The organism is Betaproteobacteria bacterium (assembly GCA_016194905.1).
In the GTDB taxonomy this organism is placed as follows: Bacteria; Pseudomonadota; Gammaproteobacteria; order Burkholderiales; family JACQAP01; genus JACQAP01.
Map to the genome: position 1 here is coordinate 77638 of JACQAP010000015.1, position 20743 is coordinate 98380.

Consider the following 20743-nt stretch of genomic DNA (forward strand, 5'->3'; position numbering starts at 1 on the left):
CGAGAGGCAGGTCGCGCTCTATCCAACTACCGGCGACAGCTTTGGCCGCTGGCCCCTCCAGCGGGATCCCGCCGGACATTTTGCAGGATATCTGCTTGATGCAGACCTTGGTCAATGAGGTCGAGCAGCTGCGCGAAGTAGTTCTTGAAAAGAATCGAGAGGCCCTGCGCATCGGAGCCGAGCTGCAAAGGAAGATAAGCAAACTGCATCTCCAGTTCGCCGCGGACGAAGCGGCAGCGAAGGGTGAATCGATCGATGCGGGAGACGATTGCGGATCTGATATTTGCATTAAACAGGAGACGAAAGAATGAGCATTCAAGTTGGCACCCTGGTCGTGGAAATGTCCGCCAACGTCGCGCGCCTGCAGCAGGATATGGAGAGCGCCACGAGGGTAGTGAGCAAGGCCTCGCACGATTTCGTGGAATCCTTGGGGAAGGCGGCGACGGCATTCGAAGCCATACTCGGCGGAGTAGGCGTGTCCGAACTGTTCAAGGAATCGGTGAAAGCCGCGAGTTTGGCGGAGCAATCCAGCAACAGGCTCAATGCTGTGATTCGCGCCACCGGCGATACGTCCGGTTATACGCGCGAACAGATCGACAAGATGGCCGAAACCCTGTCGAAGTCGACAACCTTCGATATTACGGGCATCCAAAACGCACAGGCCAATTTGCTGAAATTCGGGCACCTGCATAGTGAAATGTTCGACCGCGCGCTTAAGGATACCACCGACTATGCGCAGTATTCGGGACACAACATGGTCGAAGCATCGCAGCTTATCGGCAGAGCGATGGCCGATCCCATCAACGGCGTCAAGGCGCTGGGCAAGGAGTTCGGCAACCTGTCGCAGACGCAGAAGGATTCAATCCAAAATTTTATTGATCAGGGGCGCGTAGAGGATGCGGCGGCAGTTATTCTAAAGAAGATCGAGGGACATATCGGAGGCGTTGCCAGTGCGATGAATACCGGCCTTCTGGGCGCCACCACGGCGGCCACCAAGGCCTGGGATGAGTTCCTGAAGGGTGTTGGCAAGACAGGTCCGGTGCAGATCGTCGTCGTCAATGGCCTGCATTTGATCGCCGATGGCCTTGACGCTGTCACCGAGGCCATCATCAAACAGAACAAGGCTTTCGAGAAAAACCCGCTCTACAACGGCGGCAAGCTGCAGCCGTTGCTACAGGCCCCGGCTGGCGATCCGCTGAAGGCGCTTCAGGGTTCGGGACTCACCGTCAACGACGTGCGCAAGCTGCCGCCGGGACTGCGCCCCTCCATCGTGCCGGAGGAACAGAACAGCATGACGGTGGCCGAAGTCATCGCGCGCGGCCGGGCCGCGAATGCGCAGAAGGCGGAGGAGGCTCAGGCCCGCGCCGAAGCGCAGAAGAAGCTCATGAAAGAGCTGATTCCGCTGGCGGACGAACTGAGCGACGCCTATGCCGCGGCCGCCATCAAGCAGAAGTCGGCCGCGCAGGAAATGCTGGCGGACTATGTCGACGCCCAGCTCAAGGAAAGCCGCGAATTCGAAACACTGGCTGAGGAACTCGGCAGGTCCTCGGCCCAGGCGGTACAGAATCAGCGTGCTGCTGCGAGCGACATGAACTTCACATTCCAGGAAGAGGAAAACCGGCGTCTTGGCGTCCTCGATGGGACGCAGAAAAGGGATCGCCTGGTGCAAATCCTCGATGGGATGCGCTCGCAACGCGAAATCGAAGACCAGGACTGGATCGAAAAGCAGCAACTCCTGCATGAGCGCTATATGGAGGATTACAGCAATCGCGCGTTCTGGCAGAAGAAGCTATTGCAGCTCGATAAAGATCATCAGAAGAACGTGCTCGATATCGAAGCGGAAGCATACACGCGACAGAGCGGCTTCCTGGTCGGTATTACGTCGGGCTTGGCTGAGGTCTATAGGACCGCCTCTGACAGCGCGGCACAGGCGCGCGGGCTGGTCGTCAATTCCTTCAAGTCGATGGAAGACGCGCTGGTCAATTTCACCAAGACCGGCAAGCTGGATTTCCGCAGCCTGGCCGATTCAATTGTCAGCGACCTCATCCGCATCCGTATGCAGCAATCGGTGATCGCGCCATTGTCCGCGATGTTAGCGGGCAATGGTGCCTTCGCCGATGCGTGGAGAGCGTTGACGGGCGGCACAGGCTCGCAGGTGCCCGCCGGTCAATCCGATGGATTCGCCACAGGAGGCAGCTTTATGGTCGGCGGATCGGGTAGTACGGATAGCCAGCCCGTGCACTTCATGGCCACGCCGGGTGAGCGCGTCACCATTCAGACGCCTGGCCAGCAGAGCAGGGCGCCGGCCGGTGGCGGCGATACGTATTACATCGATGCAAGTGGCGCAGACCCCGGCGCTATCGCCAGGCTCGAGTCCACGATCATCGCGTTGCACGGTTCGATTGAACGGAGATCACTGGTTGCAGTAGGGGCCGAGCTTGTGCGCGGCGGCCCGTTGGCCAAGATCATCGGCATGGCCAAGGGATAACCGAGGAGGAGAAAAAGATGACCGTTCTGCAGTTTCCTGAAAACCCACGCTCCGATTTTTCCCTTAACGATTCCTGGTTCCTGATCGTGATCGACGCCATGAAAGAAAGCTGAGGCGTGATGGGCACAATTTACCAGTTTCCCGAGAAAGACGAGCGTCAATGGCAAGGCGTGGCCGTGGGGTTGTCGGACTTCTTGTCCGCCTTGGGCGCTTCACCGGAAGAGGCTGCGGATCTGCTGCCGAAGCTACGTGCGCGATGGGATGCGCTCGGCAAGCCGTTCAGCATGGAACTCCAGTACGCAGTCCCTTCGCCACTGAGTGCTGCGCAAGTTGATGCCATACACGAAGCGCTGCAACAGCAGGCAGCGGAGATAACTGCCGTTTTGAAGACGGAACACGCCGCCACGCTCTTTGAGTTCGCCAAGCTAGAGTTGGAGCTCCTTAGGCTACATGGAGAATGCCGATGAACGAGAGCAGAGAAGCATACGCGGCAAATAATGAAATCCGCGAAGCCAATGCACATGCGTGCACCCAACACCCCAAAGGAGTGATATGAAAACCCCCACCACATTATCGGACTTCCTCTCTCAGCCTTGGGCCATGTTGCCCGAGGCCCTCGAATCGCTCACCTTGCAGATGGTCAAGCAGGCCTCGGGTGAAACGGCCACCGGCCGCGAAGCCGCGCGCGCGGCGCGTAATACGGCAATGGTCGGGAAGACGGCGATCGTTCCGGTCCACGGTGTCATGACCCAGCGCGGAGACATTTTCGACGCCATGTTTGGCGGTGGCAGTGTTTCTACCGCGGCACTAGGATCCCTGCTGCGGCAACTCGCCGTCGACGATACTGTCAGCACGATCGTCCTCGATATAGATTCACCTGGAGGGAGCGTGTACGGCGTCGCCGAGCTGATCGATAACATTGCCACCGTACGCGGCAAGAAAACACTGATCGCGGTGGCCAACTCCCTGGCTGCGAGCGCGGCCTACTGGCTCGCGTCTGCAGCCGACGAAATCGTCGTAACACCGGGCGGCGAAGTGGGCTCGATCGGCGTGTTCATGGCACACGTGGACCATTCCGAGATGCTGAAGCAGGCCGGCCTCCAATTCACCGTGATCAGCTCGGGAAAATACAAGACCGAGGCAAACCCTTATCAACCGCTCAGCGATGATGCGAAGCGCTTTTTGCAGTCGCGCGTCGATGAGTACTACGGGATGTTCGTAAAGGCCGTGGCGGCCAACCGCGGGGCAACGCAGACCGCTGTCAGGGAAGGCTATGGCCAAGGCCGTGTGCTCGGTGCCCAGGCCGCGCTTCGAGCAAACCTGGTAGACCGAATCGCGACTCTTGAGCAGGTCGTGACGTCGTCGGCTGCTCTTGGCAGCAAGCGAGGTAGCCAATCGCGCCTTGCGGCGTCTGAGCGCGAGCTGAGAATTCTGGAAGCAGGCGGCTCGGCGCCGAATGGCGGTGCGCCGGCGCGTCAAACGGGGGGCGGTCGGCCCTTTACGCGTTTGGAGGCCGCCCGGAGAACCTTGCGGCTGCTCGAGCTCGGGTGAGTCCGCGCGATGATTGAAGCCTACCCGCTGACTTGGCCAGAGACCTTCCCACGGAGCAAGGGCCGCGTCGACGGGGCCTTCAAGACGAGCCTCGCCGGCGCGCTGAAGAACGTCAATGACAGCCTGCGGCGGTTTGCAGCCGATAGCGGCAAGAAGATCGAGCAGCTGGTGATCAGCTCGAACGTATCGCTGGGTCAAGAGCGGCCGCCGGATCCCGGCGTTGCCGTGTGGTTTGCCTGGGACGGGCTGCAGGTCTGCATCCCTGTCGATCGATACGCCAAGGTCGAGGCGAACCTGCAGGCCATCCATCACATTATCGAGGCGCGCCGCACCGAGCTGCGCCACGGCGGCCTTGCGATCGTGCGCGCCACGTTCACCGGCTTCAAGTCCCTGCCTGCGCCAGGGCAAACCAGCGCGCGCAATTGGCGCAATGTGCTCGGCGTCGGCGAGAAGACAACGCTCGAGGAAGTAGGGCGCCTCTACAAATCGCTGCGATCGTTCCATCATCCGGAGGCCTGGGACCAGGCGCAAGGGGCGCTATCGTGAAAGGGAACCACGATGACGACGTCGAAAGCACAACTCAGACGCTCGGCTGGCTTATCGGGCGCGGCGCCGTGATGGGGCTATTCCGCTATGTAGAGGAGGGGGACACGGAGAATAAAAGAGGGAAACGCGACCTAGGTCGCTGCCTCGCTCCTCTTCTTCTATCGGCAGAATAGCTGTAAATATCCGCAGACCATTATGGTGAAAGTGGCAACGATGTATGGCACAAGAAGATCAGAAAATTCTTGCTTGCTCAATGCGAAAGCGATATAGCTTTTGATCAATAGTGGAACTACGCGATAAAACGCAATCTCGATCTCAAGCGGAGTATTTCTGATTCGCTGAAGATCACCGTTGTCATTTTCCAAGGCATAGAACATTTGCGCCTTATATTTGAAATTGCCGATCCTGTCGACTGAAAAACTAAGTGGCGGGAGCTTTATGCGATCAGCCGTTTCAGAATTCACGTCGAGCGCCTGATGAAGTGGCATTGGCAATTTCGATTTGGTCTCGGCTTCGAGGAATTTAATTAGAGAGAGATCTTGCCGATAGATTAGGAAATAGGCGTCATGAGCGAGCCGATGCTGATCCTTGGCATATAGCCAATACCGCCATGTGAAGTACAACAAGATTATCCAGCCGAACGCTATGATGACCTGTGGATTGGCAAGATGAAACTTCCCGCCAGAGATATCAAATTCGGCATCGTTCGGCGAACCAAAACTTCCGCCGCCGACGTAGTACAAAAGCATCAGGATGCAGGTGATAATGAGATTGCGCCGCTGCTTTTGCAAAGAGCCTTCCTGCATATCGGGGGCTTCCATTTGGGCCTCGCTATACGATTTAAATACCTCAGGCTAGACGGCCGTTCATAAGGCGATCATCGAATTTTTGTTGATTTTCGTTGTTTGCCTGGCGCACGCGGTTTCGGAGGCTGAAGCAAGTCGGCCTCGTCCCGTAAAAAGTTGCCCACGTCTTCTGTGCTCGGCGTGACTTGCAAAATGCTCTGATGACGCCGACGCGCAGCGTCTTGCAACAGCGCGCCATTCAGCCATTCGAAGTGTTCATAGTAGAAGGGATCGCTATCCGGTCCAACGCGCGTCGTCTCGACATAGGTTTTCACTGCCGGCCAGTAGTGGGTAATCGTGTATCCGAAATCATTGTAGATCGCCTCCCGGTCGATCGTCCCCTGGCGCACGTAGTACGCCATTGTTTCGAACATATCGATCACATCATCGGTAGGTGGATCTGCATGATTGAGTAGCGATATCGCGAGTCCCTGTCTTTTCCGTCGCATTGGTGCCGAATCGAAACGCTCATCAAAGTGCTGCGCCAGTTGGACCGAGAGCAAACGACGCGCATTCTCGGTTTGCTGACTGCCGTTTCGAACTACGGCAAACATGCTGCCGACAGCGGCCGCGGCGGCGAGAACCGAAGCGCACGCTGCAGCGGTAGTAAAAATGAAAAGGCGGCGCTCACGAAGATGGCGCTCCGCTTCTATGACTCGGCGCTGGATCTCTTTTTCCGGCGCTTGAGCATAAATGGTGCCGTTGACAGTGTTGATGGGCTGATCGCCATCAATGCTCACGCCAAGCTCTTGCGCGCGCTGGAGCAGAGCGTCTCCCATCAGTAAGCGTAGTGGCTTCATGCCATTAGGGTACCATCGTCAACCTCTAAGCGGGGTTCTCGAACGGCTCGATCAGATCTCTGCCTTGAGGGAGGCCGTGTACTTGCTCGGCGACGTGCTCCAACTACCGTCCCGTTACCCGCATGGACCGCCTGCTTACGTTCTTTGGCGTCGAGCGCGAGCGAGTTGCGCCGATCCCGGAGGAAACCTGGCCCCTTGGCGTGGCCCCGTTCATCCGCCTGCATGAGGATGGCTCGGGCAACAAAGTCATCGACGACGGTCTGTTCGGTCTGCTCCCGCACTTCGCCAAGGAACTGGCCTATGGTCGCAAGACCTACAACGCCAGGTCAGAGACTGTCAACAAGCTGCCAAGTTTTAAGGAGTCGTGGGCGCACGGTCGCCGATGCATCATTCCCGTCGAAGCCGTCTATGAGCCGAACTATGAGACTGGCGAGGCGGTCCGCTGGTGCATTCAGCAACCGGGCGCCGTGCCGATGGGCATCGCCGGCGTCTATGCCAACTGGCATAACCCCGATGGCCGCAGCGTATGGAGCTTTGCAATGATTACTGTCAACGCTGACGGCCATCCGGTTTATCAGCGCATGCACAAGCCCGGCGAGGAAAAGCGGATGGTCACCATACTGGATCCCGCGGACTACGATCGCTGGCTGCAATGCACACCGGCCGAGGCGAAGTCGTTTTTCAAACAGTGGCAGGGCCCGTTCGATGCCTTCCCTGCGCCCCTGCCCTCACGCGCACGCAAGCCAAGGTAGTGATTGCAACGCCGCTGACCATCTGATTTCGAGTCCGCGCCGCTTCGTGCCGCGATCCGCTCTGTGTAGCTAGCCGTGTAACTGGCCGCTGGCTATCATGGAGAATATCTAGTCAATTCAAATGGATTACAATTGTTATTGACAATGAGATTGTCTCACTTCAATCAGTCAACTTAATCAGAATCTGGAGGAGTTTCAGATGACCATCAAGGTAGGCGACAAACTTCCCGCCGGCACGCTGTCGGAATTCATCGAAGACGAAACGCCGGGTTGCACCATCGGCCCGAATGCGTTCAAGGTCGAAGAGCTGGTGCGCGGCAAACGCATCGCGATACTGGGGCTGCCCGGGGCATTTACGCCCACCTGTTCGGCCAAGCATCTTCCCGGCTTCCTCAAGATGGCCGACGAATTCCGCAACAAGAAGGTGGATGAGATCTGGTGCCTGTCGGTCAACGACGCGTTCGTGATGGGTGCGTGGGGCAAGGACCAGGGCACCAAGGGCAAAGTGCGCATGATGGCCGACGGCAGCGGACACTATTCCAAGGCGCTCGGCCTGGAATTCGACCTCACCCAGCGTGGCATGGGCGTGCGCTCGCAGCGCTATTCGATGCTGGTGGTCGACGGCGTGGTCAAGGCGTTCAACCTTGATCAGCCGGGCAAGTTCGAAGTCAGCGATGCCGAAACGCTGCTGAAGCAGGCTGAGAAGGTGACGCAGTTCATTCCGTAAAAATGATGAAGCGATTTCTTGGTGCGTGTCTGATCATCACGTCGCTGTCGGCCGTCGCCGCAGAGCCGCCGGCGCCCGCAGATTTAAATGGCGCTGGAGGAAAACCTGTCGCGACTTCCCATGGTCTGCTCGCGGAACTGGAGAGTTTTCTGCACCGGCAGGGGGTTGACGCTAGCCGCCTGAGCGCCGATACGATGGTCAGGCTGATGATCGACTGGTATCGTTTTGCGCCCGGCGATTCGGTCGCAGATGGATTATTCGCCGACGTACTCGTATATCGATATGGCGGCTGGTCCGAGGGGTGTGCGACGGCATTCAAGTTGAGTCTGCTCAGGCGGGTGACCGAGCGCAACGCCATCGGCGCAGACCCGGATCGTTTCGCCGGGATCACGTTGATGTTCGAACCAAGCGGCCAGGCAGAACTGATGCCGTTCACCACCGCTTCCTCCGACTGGAAATCGATCGACGCTTTTCTGGAAGCCATTGAAAGCTCCCCGGCTTTCAAGCAGCTCGCTGTCGCGACGCCCATGGCGGTTTTGATCGAGAGCGGCGGTTTGCGCTGATGCCGGCCTCTAGCCGGCAGTAAAAGCGTTGACGCAGAGGGTTCCTTTCAATACCCCCTTGAGGGGTGCGCAGAGGAAAAACCAGAAAGGTCGCGGAGTAATTCTTCTGAATAGACGATTCGACCCGATCTGACATCGCCCGGCCGATCAGATTTCGATTTCTATATAACTCTTCCGGTGCTGCCTGCTTTGCCTCTCAACTTTACTTCTTTGCATTTCTCTGCGCCCTTTCCTTTCTCCTCTGCGAACTCTGCGTCAACGCTCTTGAATTAAAAAACGGCAACGTTACGATGGCGCCGACCAGGTCCCCGCGTCAAATCTTATCCCGCGGGTACGACAAGGAATCCCGCGCGGGGAAAATGCACCACGACTTCGCCGGCGCGTTCGTCCTTGCGCCGGATGGCGATATGTTGCGCCGACAGCGACACGATCGTCCCCTCGACCGAAATCTTGCCGTAATCGTCCGGGATGACTTGCACGCGATCGCCAGGTTTGCGTCCGTTCAGATCTCCATTATCTTCCGCCATGGGGGTTTGCGGCGTGGCATTGCGTGCGATCTCCAGCGCCTCGGCGGATGTCAATTCGCGTTCGCGCGAGCCATGGCCGATTGCTTTTACGCGTTGCTCCCATGCCAGCATTTTCGGGAAGCGCTCGAATAAATTTGCTGCGTCGGTCAGATTGCCGCGCACATACCAGATGTTCATGTAGGCGTTGACGTCACCCAGGCTCGGCTGTTTTCCCAGCAGCCAGGCACGACCGTCACCGAGCTGGGCCTCGATCCAGTCCACGTGTGCACGCAACTGGTCGCGCATCTGCGGGATCGCGGCTTTCATGGCGTCGACGTCGAATTTCTGCCCGCGCAACTGCTCGCGATCCTCGCGAAACTCCTTCGGCACCTGGTCGGCAAGCGAGCCGAACACCAGATTCACGGTGTTCTGAAAGAAGGATCGATCGGTCCACATGCCGAGGCTCCAGGGGAGGCCGGCGTTTGCGTCCGGAAACAGAGTCGGCCGGGGGAAACGCCGCTCAAGTTCGCGGATGATTATCTGGGTGTCGCAATAGATATCCGCGCCGATCTGCAGCGTGGGCGTGCGCCGGTATCCGCCCGTCATCGGCATCAGGTCGGGGCGCGGCATGATCCGCGGAATCAGCACCGAGGTCCAGGCTATGTTCTTCAGGCCGAAGACGAGGCGGACCTTTTCCGAAAACGGCGATTTTTCGAAGTGGTGCAGGATGATCGGATACTGGCTGGTCATGCGGTCCTCAAGCAAGAAATGAAATGAGACTGTCCAGAACCTCGTCGGGCTTTTCCGCCATCAGCGAATGTCCGGCTCCGTCCAGCGCAACGACTTTGACGTCCGGCAGTTTCGAGATCACGTCCCTGGCAACTTTCATCGGCGTCATCAGGTCCCGCTTGCCGAGGATCATCAACACGGGGCATTTCAGTTTCCGGGCCGCCTCCAGTCCTGCCGCATAGTGGTTGCAGGCGCTGAAATCGGCATGCAGTACCCCGTCGCCGGAGCGTTCCATCAACCGCATCGCCGATCCCATCATCCACATGCCGGGCACGCGGTTACCTCCCAACTGCGCTGTATTGCTGTGAGCGAATACATTGATCATCTCGTAAGCCGCATGATCGTTGGCCTTCGACGTGTTCAACAGTGCTTCCGAAACCTGTATGGGCACGGCGCTTCCGATCATGGCAATTCTCTTGATCCGTTCGGGATGGCGGGCCGCGGTCTCCAATGCGACGAGCGATCCCATGCTGTGGCCGACCAGCGTAACGTGCTTCGCTCCGACCGCATCCAGCAAATGAGCGATCCATCCGGCAAGGTCGCCTATGGTGGCGAGGGCGGTGCCCGCCGACTTGCCGTGACCGGGCAGATCGACCGCAAGCGCATTCCAGCCGTGATACGCGTAATAGCGGCTTTGCAGCGACCAGACACTGTGATCGTTGGCCGCACCGTGGATGAAGACTACCGTCGGTTTGCTGGCGTCGAACGCGCGGTTGGCGGTGTAGGCGTAAGTTTTCCTGTCGTCGACCGTCAGGTACATATCAGGTTGTCATCGTAGTAACGGCTCCGCCGCAGCGGCACACTGCGCAAGGATATACACTGATGCGAGGCGCGTGCAACCTTGGAGGATATTGGAGCACGCGGTCCTTAACGAACGCGCCGGCGACGGCAATCCGGCGCACTGAATGGCCTACCCATGGAGGAACTCGTCATGATTCACAAGCGTGCGGCAGTAGCGATATCGGGAATGGCGCTGGCTTTCGCAGTCGGCGTCGCGGTCGGCCAGAACACGCCGCCCACCGAGAACAAGGGCGTGAAAGTCAGCCCGCCGACGGCTCTCGACCTCGCCAACGAGATCGACAGCGTAGCCGGCCGGCAACTGCGTATGCGGGTTGTCACGCTCGAACCGGGCGGCGTGGTCGCCATGCACAGCCACAATGGCCGCCCGGCCGTGGCCTATGCCCTGCAAGGCACACTGACCGAGCATCTCGAAAACGGCGATGTGCGCGACCATCGCGAAGGCGAGGCATGGACAGAAGACAGGAACACCACCCACTGGGCCGAAAACAAGAGCGACAAAGCGGTGATGGTGATCGCCGTCGACGTCTTCAAGCCGTGATCTGAAAGCGGGATCTGTCCGGTGTAACGCAGCCGGGCAGGCGGATCAGCTCGTCGCGATCGCGGCGGCCGCATCCTCGACGCTTTCTTCGAGGATTTTGACTTTCGGGCTCATCTGCGTCATCTGCGCCATGCCGAAAATCGTGGCGAAGGCCACATCCGTCGCGTCGCGGCCGGTGCCGATGCGCGTCACCTGGTTGCGCGGCGCCAGCTCGGTCGGATCGAACAGATACCAGCGCCCGCCGAGGAAAGCCTCGAACAACGCGTGGAAATCGGGCGGCGGATCCGGAAAATTGGCGTAGCTTGCGATGAATCTCGCCGGAATATTAAGCGCCCGGCAGAAGGCGATGGCGAGATGCGCGAAATCCCGGCAGACCCCGGCGCGCTGGACCAGGACGTCCGCGGCCGAAGTATTGGGATTCGAACTGCCGATCTGGTACTGGATGTGCTCGCGTATCCACCGGCAGATGGCTTCGACTCTGGCGTAGCCCGGTGGAAGGTTGCCGAATTCGCGTTGCGCCATGCGCATCAGCAGATCCGACTGGCAATAACGGCTCGGAAAGATGAAGGGAATGGTTTCCATCGGCAGCATGGCAATGGGCGACTCCTGGATGACCGCGGGATCGCCCGCCATGTAGTCCAGCCCGACTGTCGCGCGATACGAAACTTTCAGTGGTCCCGGATTCGCGCGGATGCGCACGAAGCGGTTTTCCAGCAACGGATCGGTAAATTGCTCGAAGGGCAGCGGCGGATCGAACGACAGCGTTTCTTCAATGATCTGCTGATACTGATTTCTCGCCGCCTCGATGTTGAAGACGAAATCGCTGGGTTGGAGAATGCTGTAGCTCAGTTCGTTATCGATGCTGACGCGGATCATGGTCTGTCATTCAGATTGCTGCGGGTCCGGCTGCTTTGACATGAAGCTGCGAAGCGGAGTTCGACTATCGCGCTGGCAACGGGGGCACTTCATTCGGGCGGCGAATGTTCGGGGTAAAGCCCAGACTAACGCCGGGTCGGTGGAGGGTCAAGGCGGGCAGTCGTGGGGCAGGGATGAACCAGCCCCGATGCGCTGAAGAAAGAATTGTGCAAAACAAAGCCCCGACTGCGTGCTCTGACCCCGCTCTTACGTCGTATCATATGCGTCAGGTTTTCACTCCGTGCCGGAGAGGTGATGCACAAGGTTTTTGTCGATGGACAGGAAGGCACGACGGGACTCCAGATCCGTGACCGGCTGCTCGGCCACGGCGGTGTCACGTTGATCGAGATCGACCCCGGCAAGCGCAAGGACACCTCGGAACGCCGGCGGCTCTTGAACGAAGCCGACATTGCTTTCCTGTGCCTGCCCGACGCCGCGGCAAAGGAGTCCGCCGCGCTGGTGACGAGCGGCCGCGCGCGGCTGATCGACGCGAGCACCGCGCATCGTACCGACCCTTCGTGGACCTACGGCCTGCCGGAATTGAACAAGGCGCAGCGCGCGAAGATCCTCAGTGCCAGGCGCGTGGCCAATGTCGGCTGCCATGCCGCCGGTTTCATCCTGCTCATGCACCCGCTGGTCGCGGCCGGGGTGGTGCCGAAGGACTATCCGGTGACCTGCCATTCGCTCACGGGTTACAGCGGCGGCGGCAAGAAAATGATCGCCGCGTACGAGGAACCGGGACGCCCGCGCTTTCCGATCGGCGCGCCACGCCATTACGCGCTGGGCATGAGCCACAAGCACCTTCCCGAGATGCAGAAATACGGCGGACTCGACTTCGCTCCCGCGTTCAACCCGATCGTGGGCGACTTCTACAAGGGCATGACGGTAACGGTTCCGCTTGCGCGCCGGCTGCTCGCGAAGAAGGTGTTGTTGAAGGACGTGCACGACCTGCTGGCCGGGTACTACGCCGGCGAGCGCTTCGTGCAGGTCATGCCCTTCGATAGCGACGCCAACCTGGACGACGGCTTTTTCGATCCGCTCGGATCGAACGACACCAACCGCAACGACATCTTCGTTTTCGGCAACGACGAGAACGTGGTGCTGGTGTCGCGGCTCGACAATCTCGGCAAAGGCGCTTCCGGCAACGCGGTGCAAAACATGAACCTGATGCTGGGATTGGACGAGGGGACGGCGCTTGCCGGCTAGTCGGTGATCGCAGAGTAAACGAGCTGTTTGAACAGCTTGCGGTAGTAGGCGCGGATCGGGCTCGGCGCCTGAGTCATGTACACGCCGACGAGCTGTTCTTTCGGGTCCACCCAGAAATAAGTTCCGGCGTATCCGCCCCACATGAATTCCCCGGCCGAACCGGATACGCCAGCCACGCCCGCGGCCTGGCGCACGGCGAATCCGAGTCCGAACGTATAGCCCGGCGTGCTCAGCAGGATCTCGCCCGGCGTCATCGGCGACAACGCCTGAATGCGCATGCCCAGGTGATCGGAGGTCATCAGCTCGACGGTGGTTCGGCTCAGGTAACGCTTGCCGTCAAGCTGGCCGCCGTTCGCCATCATTTGGGCGAAGCGCAGATAGTCGGACGCAGTCGACACGCCGCCCGCGCCGCCCGAGTCGTTGTTCGGTACCGCCGTCACGTCATAGAGCTTGTTGGGCTTGCCGCTGGATGTGTCCACCGGCAGGGCTTCGGCAAGGCGCCCCAGTTTCTCGCCCGGAACCCAGAACGCAGTGTCGGTCATGGCGAGAGGTTTGAACAGTCGCTCATCGAGAAAATCGGCAAGCCGCTTGCTCGATACGGCCTCGATTACGCGACCGAGCATGTCGGTGGCGAGGCTGTATTCCCAAACCGTACCCGGCTGGTGGACGAGCGGGGCTTTGGAGAAGCTCTCGACTTCCTCGGCGGGAGTCAAGCCTCTCGGATCGTCGTCGATGCCGCCCTTCGCATAGGCTTCCTTGACCAGGATGTTCTGCGTGAGGTTGGCGTAGGCCAGACCCGACGTATGGCGCAGCAGGTCCTGCACGGTCATCTCGCGCTCCGCCGGAACCAGCGTGTAGGTCACCTTGGCGAACTCCGCATCCGTTTTCGCGATGCTGACCTGCAACCCTTTCACGGCAGGCACGAACTTCGATACCGCATCGTTCAACTGCATCTTGCCATCCTCGACCAGCATCATCGCCGCTACCGACACCAGCGGCTTGGTCATGGAGTAGATACGGAATATTGCGTCCTTCGACAGCGGCTTGCCCGTTTCCTTGTTCTGGAAGCCGACTGCTTCGGAGTAGACCAATCGGCCTTTGCGGGCAACCATGACGACCACGCCGGGCAGGTTGCCTTTGTCGATCTGCTGCTTGAAGGCTTCGCTGATGCGGCCGAGCCGCTGCGCCGACATGCCGACCGATTCGGGCGGGGCGGCCGGCGGTCCCTGCGCCTGTAGAAGCACAGCCGGGCAAACGGTCGTGACGGCGAAAGCAAGGATCGCGATGCGTTTTGATCTCATGCTGCTCCTCCCTGGGGGTTATCTCGAGTCGGGTTTGCGTGGCAGGGTAGGGTGAGACTGCGGCGAGTGTCAATGCGAACCCGGCGCCGGGTCCCGCATCACTTCTTCTTGGCCGGATCTTCCAGGGAGCACTTCCATCCCGTCGCCGTCGAGTGCTTCGGGATGGCCTGGGGCAGGTTGGCCATGACGGCAGGCAATGAGCTTGCGAAAGTGGCTTCGCATTCCCCGATCGTCTTGATATTTGGATTAAAGACGACGTACTTGTCGATGTCCGTATCGTTCTTGAGGGAGATTTCGACATAGACGCCGGGTGCCTGTTCTTGCTTGCATCCAGACAGTGCCAGCACCGACACAACGAAGAGGAAACTTGCAAGATTCTTCATCGACTTCCTGATTCGTCCAGGGACGAGATTAAAAAGCAAACACATCTAATAGTGCCGCGACGATCGTAACGGACGCAATGAGAAAGGAGCTCTTCAGGCCCTTCTCTGTGTCCTCTGTGACCAGATGCTTTTAAGCTTTCTGCGAAGCTTACAAGGCCCGGCTCAGATCCTCGATCAGGTCATCCGGGTCTTCCAGACCGACTGACAGCCGCACGGTGCCTTCGGTGATCCCTGCCGCACGCAGCGCTGCGTCGTCCATGCGGTAGTGCCTCGTCGTCGCCGGATCAACGACATGCCCGGCGGTATAGGCGTAGACCTTGTCGTTGTCTATCGTCAAATAGTTGCGAAAACCCTTAAGAACGTTACGACGCGAAGGGCGGCAGGGTAGGCAAAGGAAAAGCGCAAACTCATTACTTGTCTACGGGACTCAGTGGGGTCGCGAACATATGACGGCCAATGGGGTCTAAGTTTGTACCGAAGGGCGACTCGCCGAATGATCCGCGGGTACATCGGCAACATCGGAATATACCAAGAGGAGAGGAAGCGTCGAACAAATCCAGGACCAAGGGAAAGACAAAAGCAGGGATCCGAGATAGTGCCGTGTAACCGCGCCGCCTGACGAGGGCCGCAATCGGCAACGATGTTCTCATTTTCCGGGAACACTCAGCCGCCTTCGGGCGGTTTTTTATTATCGGAGGCCCTTATGTGGAAAAGGATTTACGAGTGGGCCCTATTCATCGCTGCGATCGTCGTGGTTGCGGTGGCAATGATCCTGATATCGATCCCGCGGGCACAGGCAGACGGCGTCGATGCCATCAGGGCCCAGGGGCAGATAGCCTATTGCGCCAATTGGACAACCATCGCGATGTTCGGCTTGGACAACCGCTCGCTATGGAATTCCGAACGCAGGATCGAAGGAGTAACGGAGCTGGAACCGGGAAAGGCGTACCCGGGGATCATTATCTTTGAGTGGGATGCGTTGACTGTCCAGGAAAAAGAGCTTATCGACAATGCGGTCTTTTTTGGCTATGACGCAGCCGACAAGTTTCTCCGAAATGGCGGCGCCTTCACGCGTTCCCTGGATGAGCGCCGGATGTGGTTCAACATCTTCATGAGCGAATGCTTGAGCCGCAGACAGGCCGTTCTTGAAGCGCCGCCGCTTCGTCTCGCGGCATCCAGATGGGTTCGAATCCTGCCGGCGGAACCCCGCCTGTCTGTAGGTGTCTCTAAGATTGCGGAGTATGCTTTCCGAGTACCTGCCTTCGTCTTCAATCCGGCTGCCTTGAGCCGAATGCGCGAAGGAGCCCGCTGCTATCCGGAGGTGGCCTGTGCTTCGTGCCGCACAACGCTACGAACACGATCTGCTCGGTGAACGCGCCGTTCCGGCAGAGGCGTACTACGGCGTGCATACGCTGCGGGCCGTCGAGAACTTCCCCATTACCGGCACGCCGATTTCCATCTATCCCGATCTGATCAACGCGCTGGCCTGCGTTAAAGAAGCCGCTGCGCTTGCCAACAACGAACTAGGGCTGCTCGACGATGCCAGGACTGACGCCATCGTCAAGGCCTGCAAGGACATCCGGGCCGGGGAACTGCTCGATCATTTCGTCGTGGACGTGATCCAAGGCGGCGCCGGCACTTCGACCAACATGAATGCCAACGAAGTCGTCGCCAATCGCGCGCTCGAGTACCTCGGGCACACCCGCGGCGAATACCGCCACCTGCATCCGCTGGAGCACGTCAATCTGAGTCAGAGCACCAACGACGTGTATCCGACCTCGATCCGAGTGGCATTGCAGTTCGGCATCAGCCGGTTGCTGGAGGCGATGGCTGGGCTGCGCGCCGCTTTTGCCGCCAAGTGCGGGGAGTTCGCCGATGTCATCAAGATGGGACGCACCCAACTGCAGGACGCGGTGCCGATGACCCTGGGCCAGGAGTTCAGCACGTACGCGGTGATGCTGGGCGAGGACGAAGAGCGGCTTCGGGAAGCCGCGCGGCTCATTCTCGAGATCAATCTGGGCGCCACCGCCATCGGCACCGGCATCAACGCACCCCCCGACTATCCCGCTCTGGCGTGTCGCCGGCTTGCCGAAATCACCGGCATTCCGTTGGTCATGTCGGTCAACCTTGTCGAGGCCACTCAGGACGCCGGCGCTTTTGTACAGCTTTCAGGCGTGCTCAAGCGCATCGCCGTCAAGCTGTCGAAGACCTGCAACGATTTGCGGCTGCTTTCTTCCGGGCCGCGCGCCGGCCTTGGGGAAATCAACCTGCCGCCGGTGCAGGCGGGCTCCAGCATCATGCCGGGCAAGGTCAACCCGGTCATTCCGGAGGTGGTAAATGAAGTCGCCTTCGAAGTGATCGGCAACGACGTAACGGTGACCTTTGCCGCGGAGGCCGGTCAGCTCCAGCTCAACGCCTTCGAGCCGATCATCGCGCACAGCCTGTTCAAGAGCCTCAACCACCTGTGTCAGGCATGCACGGTGCTGGCGCAACGTTGCGTCGCCGGCATCAGCGCAAACCGCGAGCGCATGCGAGAAACGGTGGAACAATCCATCGGCATAGTCACAGCGCTCAATCCCTGGATCGGCTACGAGAATGCGACCGCGCTGGCGCAGGAAGCGCAGGCCACGGGCAGGCGCATCTACGATCTGGTATTGGAAAAGAAGTTGCTCGACAAAGAGCAGCTCGACGCCATCCTGCGGCCCGAGGCGTTGACACGGCCGCAGGTCCTGCCGACGCGGGAGTAGAGTAACCGCCGGGGAATCCGCAATTCCCCCGATGACAGGCTGTCTAATATTTACCGGCGGACTTCCGAATCTGCACCCTGTTCCGCCCGGCGCCGCGTAAGGGTACACGAAGGGGAACCATCGTGACCGTAATCGCCAGGTTCGAGATCGACTTCGTGCAGTTCCTCGACCACCTCGGTCGGGTGATTCAACCTTTGCCTGCCTTTGCCCGCGACCCGCAGGCCTTGATTCCGCTGTACCGGAGCATGGTGCTCACCCGCACTTTCGATGCGAAGGCGACCGCGCTGCAGCGCACCGGGCAGCTCGGCACCTTTGCCTCGTCGCTGGGGCAGGAGGCGGTGAGCGTAGGCACTGCGGCCGCCATGCGGCCGGAAGACGTGCTTGTTCCCGCTTATCGCGAATATGGCGGTCAGATGATGCGCGGCGTCAGGATAGAAGAGCTGCTGCTGTACTGGATCGGCGACGAGCGCGGCAGCGACTTCTCCGGCCCCCGACACGACTTTCCGATCTGCGTGCCGGTGGGCTCGCAGGCGGGGCACGCAGCCGGGGCGGCGTATGCGTTCAAATATCGCGGCGAGCCGCGCGTCGCGGTGTGCATACTCGGCGACGGCGGCACCTCCAAGGGCGACTTCTACGAAGCGATTAACGTCGCCGGCGCCTGGCAGCTCCCGGTGCTGTTCGTGATCAACAACAACCAGTGGGCGATCTCGGTGCCACGCGCGATCCAGACCGCCGCAAAAACCCTGGCGCAGAAGGCGATCGCCGCCGGCATCGAGGGTGTGCAGACGGACGGTAACGATGTTGTCGCAGTGCGCTTCGCGGTGGAACGCGCGCTGGACAAGGCACGCGGCGGGGGCGGCCCCACCGTGATCGAAGCCCTGACCTACCGGCTCGGCGATCACACCACGGCAGATGACGCCAGCCGCTACCGCAACGCCGAGGAAGTGAAGGAAAAATGGACCTATGAGCCGCTTGCGCGGCTGCGCAACTACCTGTTTGGCAGCGGGGCATGGACCAGGACCGACGAGGATGCTCTGCTTGCCGAGTGCGTTGGGTGCGTGCAGAAGGCAGTAGACAACTTCCTCGCCATTCCGCCGCCGCGGCCGGAACAAATGTTCGACCACCTGTACGCGCAACTGCCGAAAGCACTGCTGCCGCAGCGTGCGGCGGCGATCGAAGAAGGAGCCGATCGTGGCTGAAGTCAATCTGGTGCAGGCGATCAACATGGCGCTTGCCTACGAGATGGAGCACGACCCGGCCGTGCTGGTGCTGGGCGAGGACGTGGGCGTGAACGGCGGCGTGTTCCGTGCCACCGTCGGCCTGCAGAACCGCTTCGGCAAAGAGCGCGTGCTGGATACGCCGCTGGCGGAGGCGCTGATCGCCGGCATGAGCATCGGCATGGCCGCGCAAGGCCTGAAGCCGGTGGCGGAGATCCAGTTCTCCGGATTCATCTATCCGACGCTCGATCAGATAATCAACCACGCCGCCCGCCTGCGCCATCGCACGCGCGGCCGGCTCGCCTGCCCGATGGTGTTGCGCTCGACCTATGGCGCCGGCATTCATGCGCCCGAACACCATTCGGAAAGCCCGGAAGCGTTGTTTGCGCACATTCCCGGCGTGCGCGTGGTGATCCCCTCCTCGCCGTTGCGCGCCTACGGGCTGCTGCTGGCGGCGATTCGCGATCCCGATCCGGTGATTTTTCTCGAACCCACCCGGCTGTACCGGCTGTTCAAGCAGGAGGTGCCCAACGACGGCGAAGCCGTGCCGCTGGATGCCTGCTTCGTCGTGCGCCAGGGCCGCGACGTAACGCTGGTGAGCTGGGGCGCGAGTCTGTACGAGACGCAAGCCGCCGCCGACGTGCTGGCCCAGGGCGGCATCTCGGCGGAGGTGATCGACGTAGCCACGCTCAAGGTGCTGGATATGAACGCCATCGTGGAATCGGTGGGCAAGACCGGGCGCTGTGTCATCGTCCACGAAGCACCGCGCTGTGCGGGCTTCGGCGCGGAAATCGCCGCCAACCTCGCCGAGCACGGACTGCTGTCCCTGCTCGCCCCGGTGCAACGAGTCACCGGTTACGATGTAGTCACACCCCTGCCGCGCCTGGAGTCGCAGTTCATACCGTCAGTGAAAAGAATCGTTGATTCGGTGCGACGCACGATGGAGTTCGTATGAAGCTTTTCAAGCTGCCCGATCTCGGCGAAGGCCTGCAGGAAGCCGAAATCGTCGAATGGCGCGTGACGGCCGGACAGGAAGTGAAGGTCGATGAGCCGTTGCTGTCGGTGGAAACCGCAAAAGCGATCGTCGACATCCCTTCGCCCTATGCCGGGCGCATCCTGCGGCTTTTTGCCCAGGTTGGAGATGTGGTTCCGATCGGCACGCCGCTGGTGGGTTTCGAGGGCGAAGGCGACGCGGCCGACAGCGGCTCGCTTGTGGGGTCGGTCGAGGTCGGTAAACACGTGCTCACCGAAGAACCCCTGGTCGCCGCGGGTACGATAGCGGCTGCCGTCAAAGCCGCACCGGCGGTGCGGGCGCTGGCGCGACAACTCGATGTGGATCTGGCGATGGTCACGCCCACCGGTCCCGACGGTATCGTCACTACGCAGGATGTGCGGCGCACCGCGAAGATGCTTGTCGACGTCGGTCCGCAGGAACCGCTGCGCGGCGTACGCCGTGCCATGGCGCAGAACATGGCGCTCGCCAATGCCGAAGTGGCATCGGCCACCATCGTCGATGACGCAGACATCCATGCCTGGCCTGCCGGCACCGACATCACCATCCGCCTGATTCGCGCCTTGGTGGCGGGTTGCCGCGCGGAACCCTCACTCAACGCCTGGTTCTATGGCCGTACCATGAGCCGGCGGCTGATGAAGAAGATCGATCTGGGCATCGCAGCGGATACGCCGGACGGGCTGTTCGTGCCGGTGCTGCGCGACGTCGCGAACCGCGACGCGGCAAGCCTGAGACGCGGACTCGACGCCATGATCGCCGACGTCAAAGCACGCAAAGTCCCGCCCGAGGAGTTGCGTGGCTGCACCATCACGCTTTCCAATTTCGGCATGATCGCCGGCCGCTACGCCGCGCCGGTCGTGCTGCCGCCCACCGTGGCAATCCTCGGCGCCGGCCGCATCCGCGAGCAAGTGATCGCGGTTAACGGCACACCCGCGGTGCACCGCATCCTGCCTCTCAGCCTCACCATCGATCACCGCGCGGTGACCGGAGGCGAGGCAGGAAGATTTCTAGCCAGCGCGATCGCCGATTTGCAGCAAACCGCCTGAGCGCGGCAGG

23 protein-coding genes are annotated in these 20743 nt (G+C 60.4%); 15 read left to right on the forward strand and 8 right to left on the reverse strand.

Annotated elements, in window-relative coordinates; all coding sequences use genetic code 11:
* Positions 1-98 precede the first annotated feature (98 nt).
* The 5 genes from HY067_09630 to HY067_09650 all read left to right on the forward strand — a co-directional run bounded on the left by HY067_09630 (position 99) and on the right by HY067_09650 (position 4585).
* On the forward strand, positions 99-311 hold the full coding sequence (locus tag HY067_09630; protein MBI3528218.1) for a hypothetical protein: 213 nt from the start codon (positions 99-101) through the stop codon (positions 309-311).
* Positions 308-2488 (forward strand): phage tail length tape measure family protein, encoded by a 2181-nt coding sequence (locus tag HY067_09635; GenBank protein ID MBI3528219.1) that lies wholly within the window; start codon positions 308-310, stop codon positions 2486-2488. The genes HY067_09630 and HY067_09635 overlap by 4 nt, the downstream gene beginning before the upstream one ends.
* A 119-nt stretch (positions 2489-2607) precedes the next feature.
* Positions 2608-2955: a hypothetical protein gene (locus tag HY067_09640; protein ID MBI3528220.1), complete on the forward strand. Its 348-nt coding sequence runs from the start codon at positions 2608-2610 to the stop codon at positions 2953-2955.
* An 85-nt stretch (positions 2956-3040) separates the two neighbouring features.
* The gene (sppA, locus tag HY067_09645; GenBank protein ID MBI3528221.1) at positions 3041-4039 is read left to right on the forward strand and encodes a signal peptide peptidase SppA; all 999 of its coding nucleotides are present in this window, start codon (positions 3041-3043) and stop codon (positions 4037-4039) included.
* Positions 4040-4048: 9 nt separating this feature from the next.
* Positions 4049-4585: a J domain-containing protein gene (locus HY067_09650; GenBank protein MBI3528222.1), complete on the forward strand. Its 537-nt coding sequence runs from the start codon at positions 4049-4051 to the stop codon at positions 4583-4585.
* Between the two features lie 158 nt (positions 4586-4743).
* On the opposite strand, the gene HY067_09655 is transcribed toward HY067_09650, so the two are convergent.
* Positions 4744-5406: a hypothetical protein gene (locus HY067_09655; protein ID MBI3528223.1), complete on the reverse strand. Its 663-nt coding sequence runs from the start codon at positions 5404-5406 to the stop codon at positions 4744-4746.
* A 56-nt stretch (positions 5407-5462) separates the two neighbouring features.
* Positions 5463-6230, reverse strand: a complete 768-nt coding sequence (locus HY067_09660) for a hypothetical protein (protein ID MBI3528224.1) — start codon at positions 6228-6230, stop codon at positions 5463-5465.
* Positions 6231-6352: 122 nt separating this feature from the next.
* Between HY067_09660 and HY067_09665 the strand changes: the two genes are divergently transcribed.
* From HY067_09665 to HY067_09675, 3 genes are all read left to right on the forward strand, one after another.
* A complete protein-coding gene (locus HY067_09665) occupies positions 6353-6982 on the forward strand; it encodes an SOS response-associated peptidase family protein (GenBank protein MBI3528225.1) in 630 nt (209 codons plus the stop codon).
* A gap of 199 nt (positions 6983-7181) precedes the next feature.
* Positions 7182-7709, forward strand: coding sequence for a peroxiredoxin (locus tag HY067_09670; protein MBI3528226.1), 528 nt, complete (start codon positions 7182-7184; stop codon positions 7707-7709).
* Between the two features lie 2 nt (positions 7710-7711).
* The gene (locus HY067_09675; GenBank protein ID MBI3528227.1) at positions 7712-8272 is read left to right on the forward strand and encodes a hypothetical protein; all 561 of its coding nucleotides are present in this window, start codon (positions 7712-7714) and stop codon (positions 8270-8272) included.
* Positions 8273-8592: 320 nt separating this feature from the next.
* Here the strand turns inward: HY067_09675 and HY067_09680 are convergent, their stop codons facing one another.
* Together HY067_09680 and HY067_09685 are read right to left on the reverse strand one after the other, a co-directional pair.
* Positions 8593-9528, reverse strand: a complete 936-nt coding sequence (locus HY067_09680) for a glutathione S-transferase family protein (GenBank protein ID MBI3528228.1) — start codon at positions 9526-9528, stop codon at positions 8593-8595.
* A 7-nt stretch (positions 9529-9535) separates the two neighbouring features.
* Positions 9536-10327, reverse strand: coding sequence for an alpha/beta hydrolase (locus tag HY067_09685; GenBank protein ID MBI3528229.1), 792 nt, complete (start codon positions 10325-10327; stop codon positions 9536-9538).
* A 207-nt stretch (positions 10328-10534) separates the two neighbouring features.
* Here HY067_09685 and HY067_09690 point away from each other — a divergent pair, with 207 nt between their 5' ends.
* On the forward strand, positions 10535-10906 hold the full coding sequence (locus HY067_09690; protein ID MBI3528230.1) for a cupin domain-containing protein: 372 nt from the start codon (positions 10535-10537) through the stop codon (positions 10904-10906).
* A gap of 45 nt (positions 10907-10951) precedes the next feature.
* Here the strand turns inward: HY067_09690 and HY067_09695 are convergent, their stop codons facing one another.
* A complete protein-coding gene (locus HY067_09695) occupies positions 10952-11779 on the reverse strand; it encodes a transglutaminase family protein (GenBank protein MBI3528231.1) in 828 nt (275 codons plus the stop codon).
* A gap of 294 nt (positions 11780-12073) precedes the next feature.
* On the opposite strand from HY067_09695, the gene argC reads away from it, so the two are divergent.
* Complete coding sequence (gene argC, locus HY067_09700) at positions 12074-13027, forward strand: N-acetyl-gamma-glutamyl-phosphate reductase (GenBank protein MBI3528232.1); 954 nt, start codon at positions 12074-12076, stop codon at positions 13025-13027.
* Here argC and HY067_09705 read toward each other — a convergent pair.
* From HY067_09705 to HY067_09715, 3 genes are all read right to left on the reverse strand, one after another.
* On the reverse strand, positions 13024-14328 hold the full coding sequence (locus tag HY067_09705) for a beta-lactamase family protein (protein MBI3528233.1): 1305 nt from the start codon (positions 14326-14328) through the stop codon (positions 13024-13026). The two genes, argC and HY067_09705, sit on opposite strands and share 4 nt — an antisense overlap.
* Before the next feature lie 98 nt (positions 14329-14426).
* Positions 14427-14711: a hypothetical protein gene (locus HY067_09710; GenBank protein MBI3528234.1), complete on the reverse strand. Its 285-nt coding sequence runs from the start codon at positions 14709-14711 to the stop codon at positions 14427-14429.
* Between the two features lie 148 nt (positions 14712-14859).
* Entirely contained in the window at positions 14860-14970 is a 111-nt protein-coding gene (locus HY067_09715) for a PLP-dependent transferase (GenBank protein ID MBI3528235.1), read from the reverse strand.
* A 444-nt stretch (positions 14971-15414) separates the two neighbouring features.
* Between HY067_09715 and HY067_09720 the strand changes: the two genes are divergently transcribed.
* The 5 genes from HY067_09720 (at position 15415) to HY067_09740 (ending at position 20733) form a co-directional block, all read left to right on the forward strand.
* Positions 15415-16083, forward strand: coding sequence for a hypothetical protein (locus tag HY067_09720; protein ID MBI3528236.1), 669 nt, complete (start codon positions 15415-15417; stop codon positions 16081-16083).
* Positions 16040-17458: an aspartate ammonia-lyase gene (gene aspA, locus HY067_09725; GenBank protein MBI3528237.1), complete on the forward strand. Its 1419-nt coding sequence runs from the start codon at positions 16040-16042 to the stop codon at positions 17456-17458. Before HY067_09720 ends, aspA begins: the two co-directional genes overlap by 44 nt.
* Positions 17459-17580: 122 nt before the next feature.
* Complete coding sequence (gene pdhA, locus HY067_09730) at positions 17581-18657, forward strand: pyruvate dehydrogenase (acetyl-transferring) E1 component subunit alpha (GenBank protein MBI3528238.1); 1077 nt, start codon at positions 17581-17583, stop codon at positions 18655-18657.
* Entirely contained in the window at positions 18650-19630 is a 981-nt protein-coding gene (locus HY067_09735; GenBank protein MBI3528239.1) for an alpha-ketoacid dehydrogenase subunit beta, read from the forward strand. Before pdhA ends, HY067_09735 begins: the two co-directional genes overlap by 8 nt.
* On the forward strand, positions 19627-20733 hold the full coding sequence (locus HY067_09740) for a 2-oxo acid dehydrogenase subunit E2 (GenBank protein ID MBI3528240.1): 1107 nt from the start codon (positions 19627-19629) through the stop codon (positions 20731-20733). The genes HY067_09735 and HY067_09740 overlap by 4 nt, the downstream gene beginning before the upstream one ends.
* Positions 20734-20743 lie beyond the last annotated feature (10 nt).

Coding starts and splice junctions, on each gene's coding strand:
- HY067_09630 (MBI3528218.1), top strand. CDS start 99: ATGCAGACCTTGGTCAATGAGGTCGAGCAGCTGCGCGAAGTAGTTCTT.
- HY067_09740 (MBI3528240.1), top strand. CDS start 19,627: ATGAAGCTTTTCAAGCTGCCCGATCTCGGCGAAGGCCTGCAGGAAGCC.
- HY067_09685 (MBI3528229.1), bottom strand. CDS start 10,327: ATGTACCTGACGGTCGACGACAGGAAAACTTACGCCTACACCGCCAAC.
- HY067_09660 (MBI3528224.1), bottom strand. CDS start 6,230: ATGAAGCCACTACGCTTACTGATGGGAGACGCTCTGCTCCAGCGCGCG.
- HY067_09670 (MBI3528226.1), top strand. CDS start 7,182: ATGACCATCAAGGTAGGCGACAAACTTCCCGCCGGCACGCTGTCGGAA.
- HY067_09690 (MBI3528230.1), top strand. CDS start 10,535: ATGGCGCTGGCTTTCGCAGTCGGCGTCGCGGTCGGCCAGAACACGCCG.
- HY067_09710 (MBI3528234.1), bottom strand. CDS start 14,711: ATGAAGAATCTTGCAAGTTTCCTCTTCGTTGTGTCGGTGCTGGCACTG.
- HY067_09640 (MBI3528220.1), top strand. CDS start 2,608: ATGGGCACAATTTACCAGTTTCCCGAGAAAGACGAGCGTCAATGGCAA.
- HY067_09680 (MBI3528228.1), bottom strand. CDS start 9,528: ATGACCAGCCAGTATCCGATCATCCTGCACCACTTCGAAAAATCGCCG.
- HY067_09655 (MBI3528223.1), bottom strand. CDS start 5,406: ATGGAAGCCCCCGATATGCAGGAAGGCTCTTTGCAAAAGCAGCGGCGC.
- HY067_09675 (MBI3528227.1), top strand. CDS start 7,712: ATGATGAAGCGATTTCTTGGTGCGTGTCTGATCATCACGTCGCTGTCG.
- HY067_09720 (MBI3528236.1), top strand. CDS start 15,415: ATGTGGAAAAGGATTTACGAGTGGGCCCTATTCATCGCTGCGATCGTC.
- sppA (MBI3528221.1), top strand. CDS start 3,041: ATGAAAACCCCCACCACATTATCGGACTTCCTCTCTCAGCCTTGGGCC.
- HY067_09715 (MBI3528235.1), bottom strand. CDS start 14,970: ATGGACGACGCAGCGCTGCGTGCGGCAGGGATCACCGAAGGCACCGTG.
- HY067_09665 (MBI3528225.1), top strand. CDS start 6,353: ATGGACCGCCTGCTTACGTTCTTTGGCGTCGAGCGCGAGCGAGTTGCG.
- HY067_09705 (MBI3528233.1), bottom strand. CDS start 14,328: ATGAGATCAAAACGCATCGCGATCCTTGCTTTCGCCGTCACGACCGTT.
- HY067_09635 (MBI3528219.1), top strand. CDS start 308: ATGAGCATTCAAGTTGGCACCCTGGTCGTGGAAATGTCCGCCAACGTC.
- HY067_09650 (MBI3528222.1), top strand. CDS start 4,049: ATGATTGAAGCCTACCCGCTGACTTGGCCAGAGACCTTCCCACGGAGC.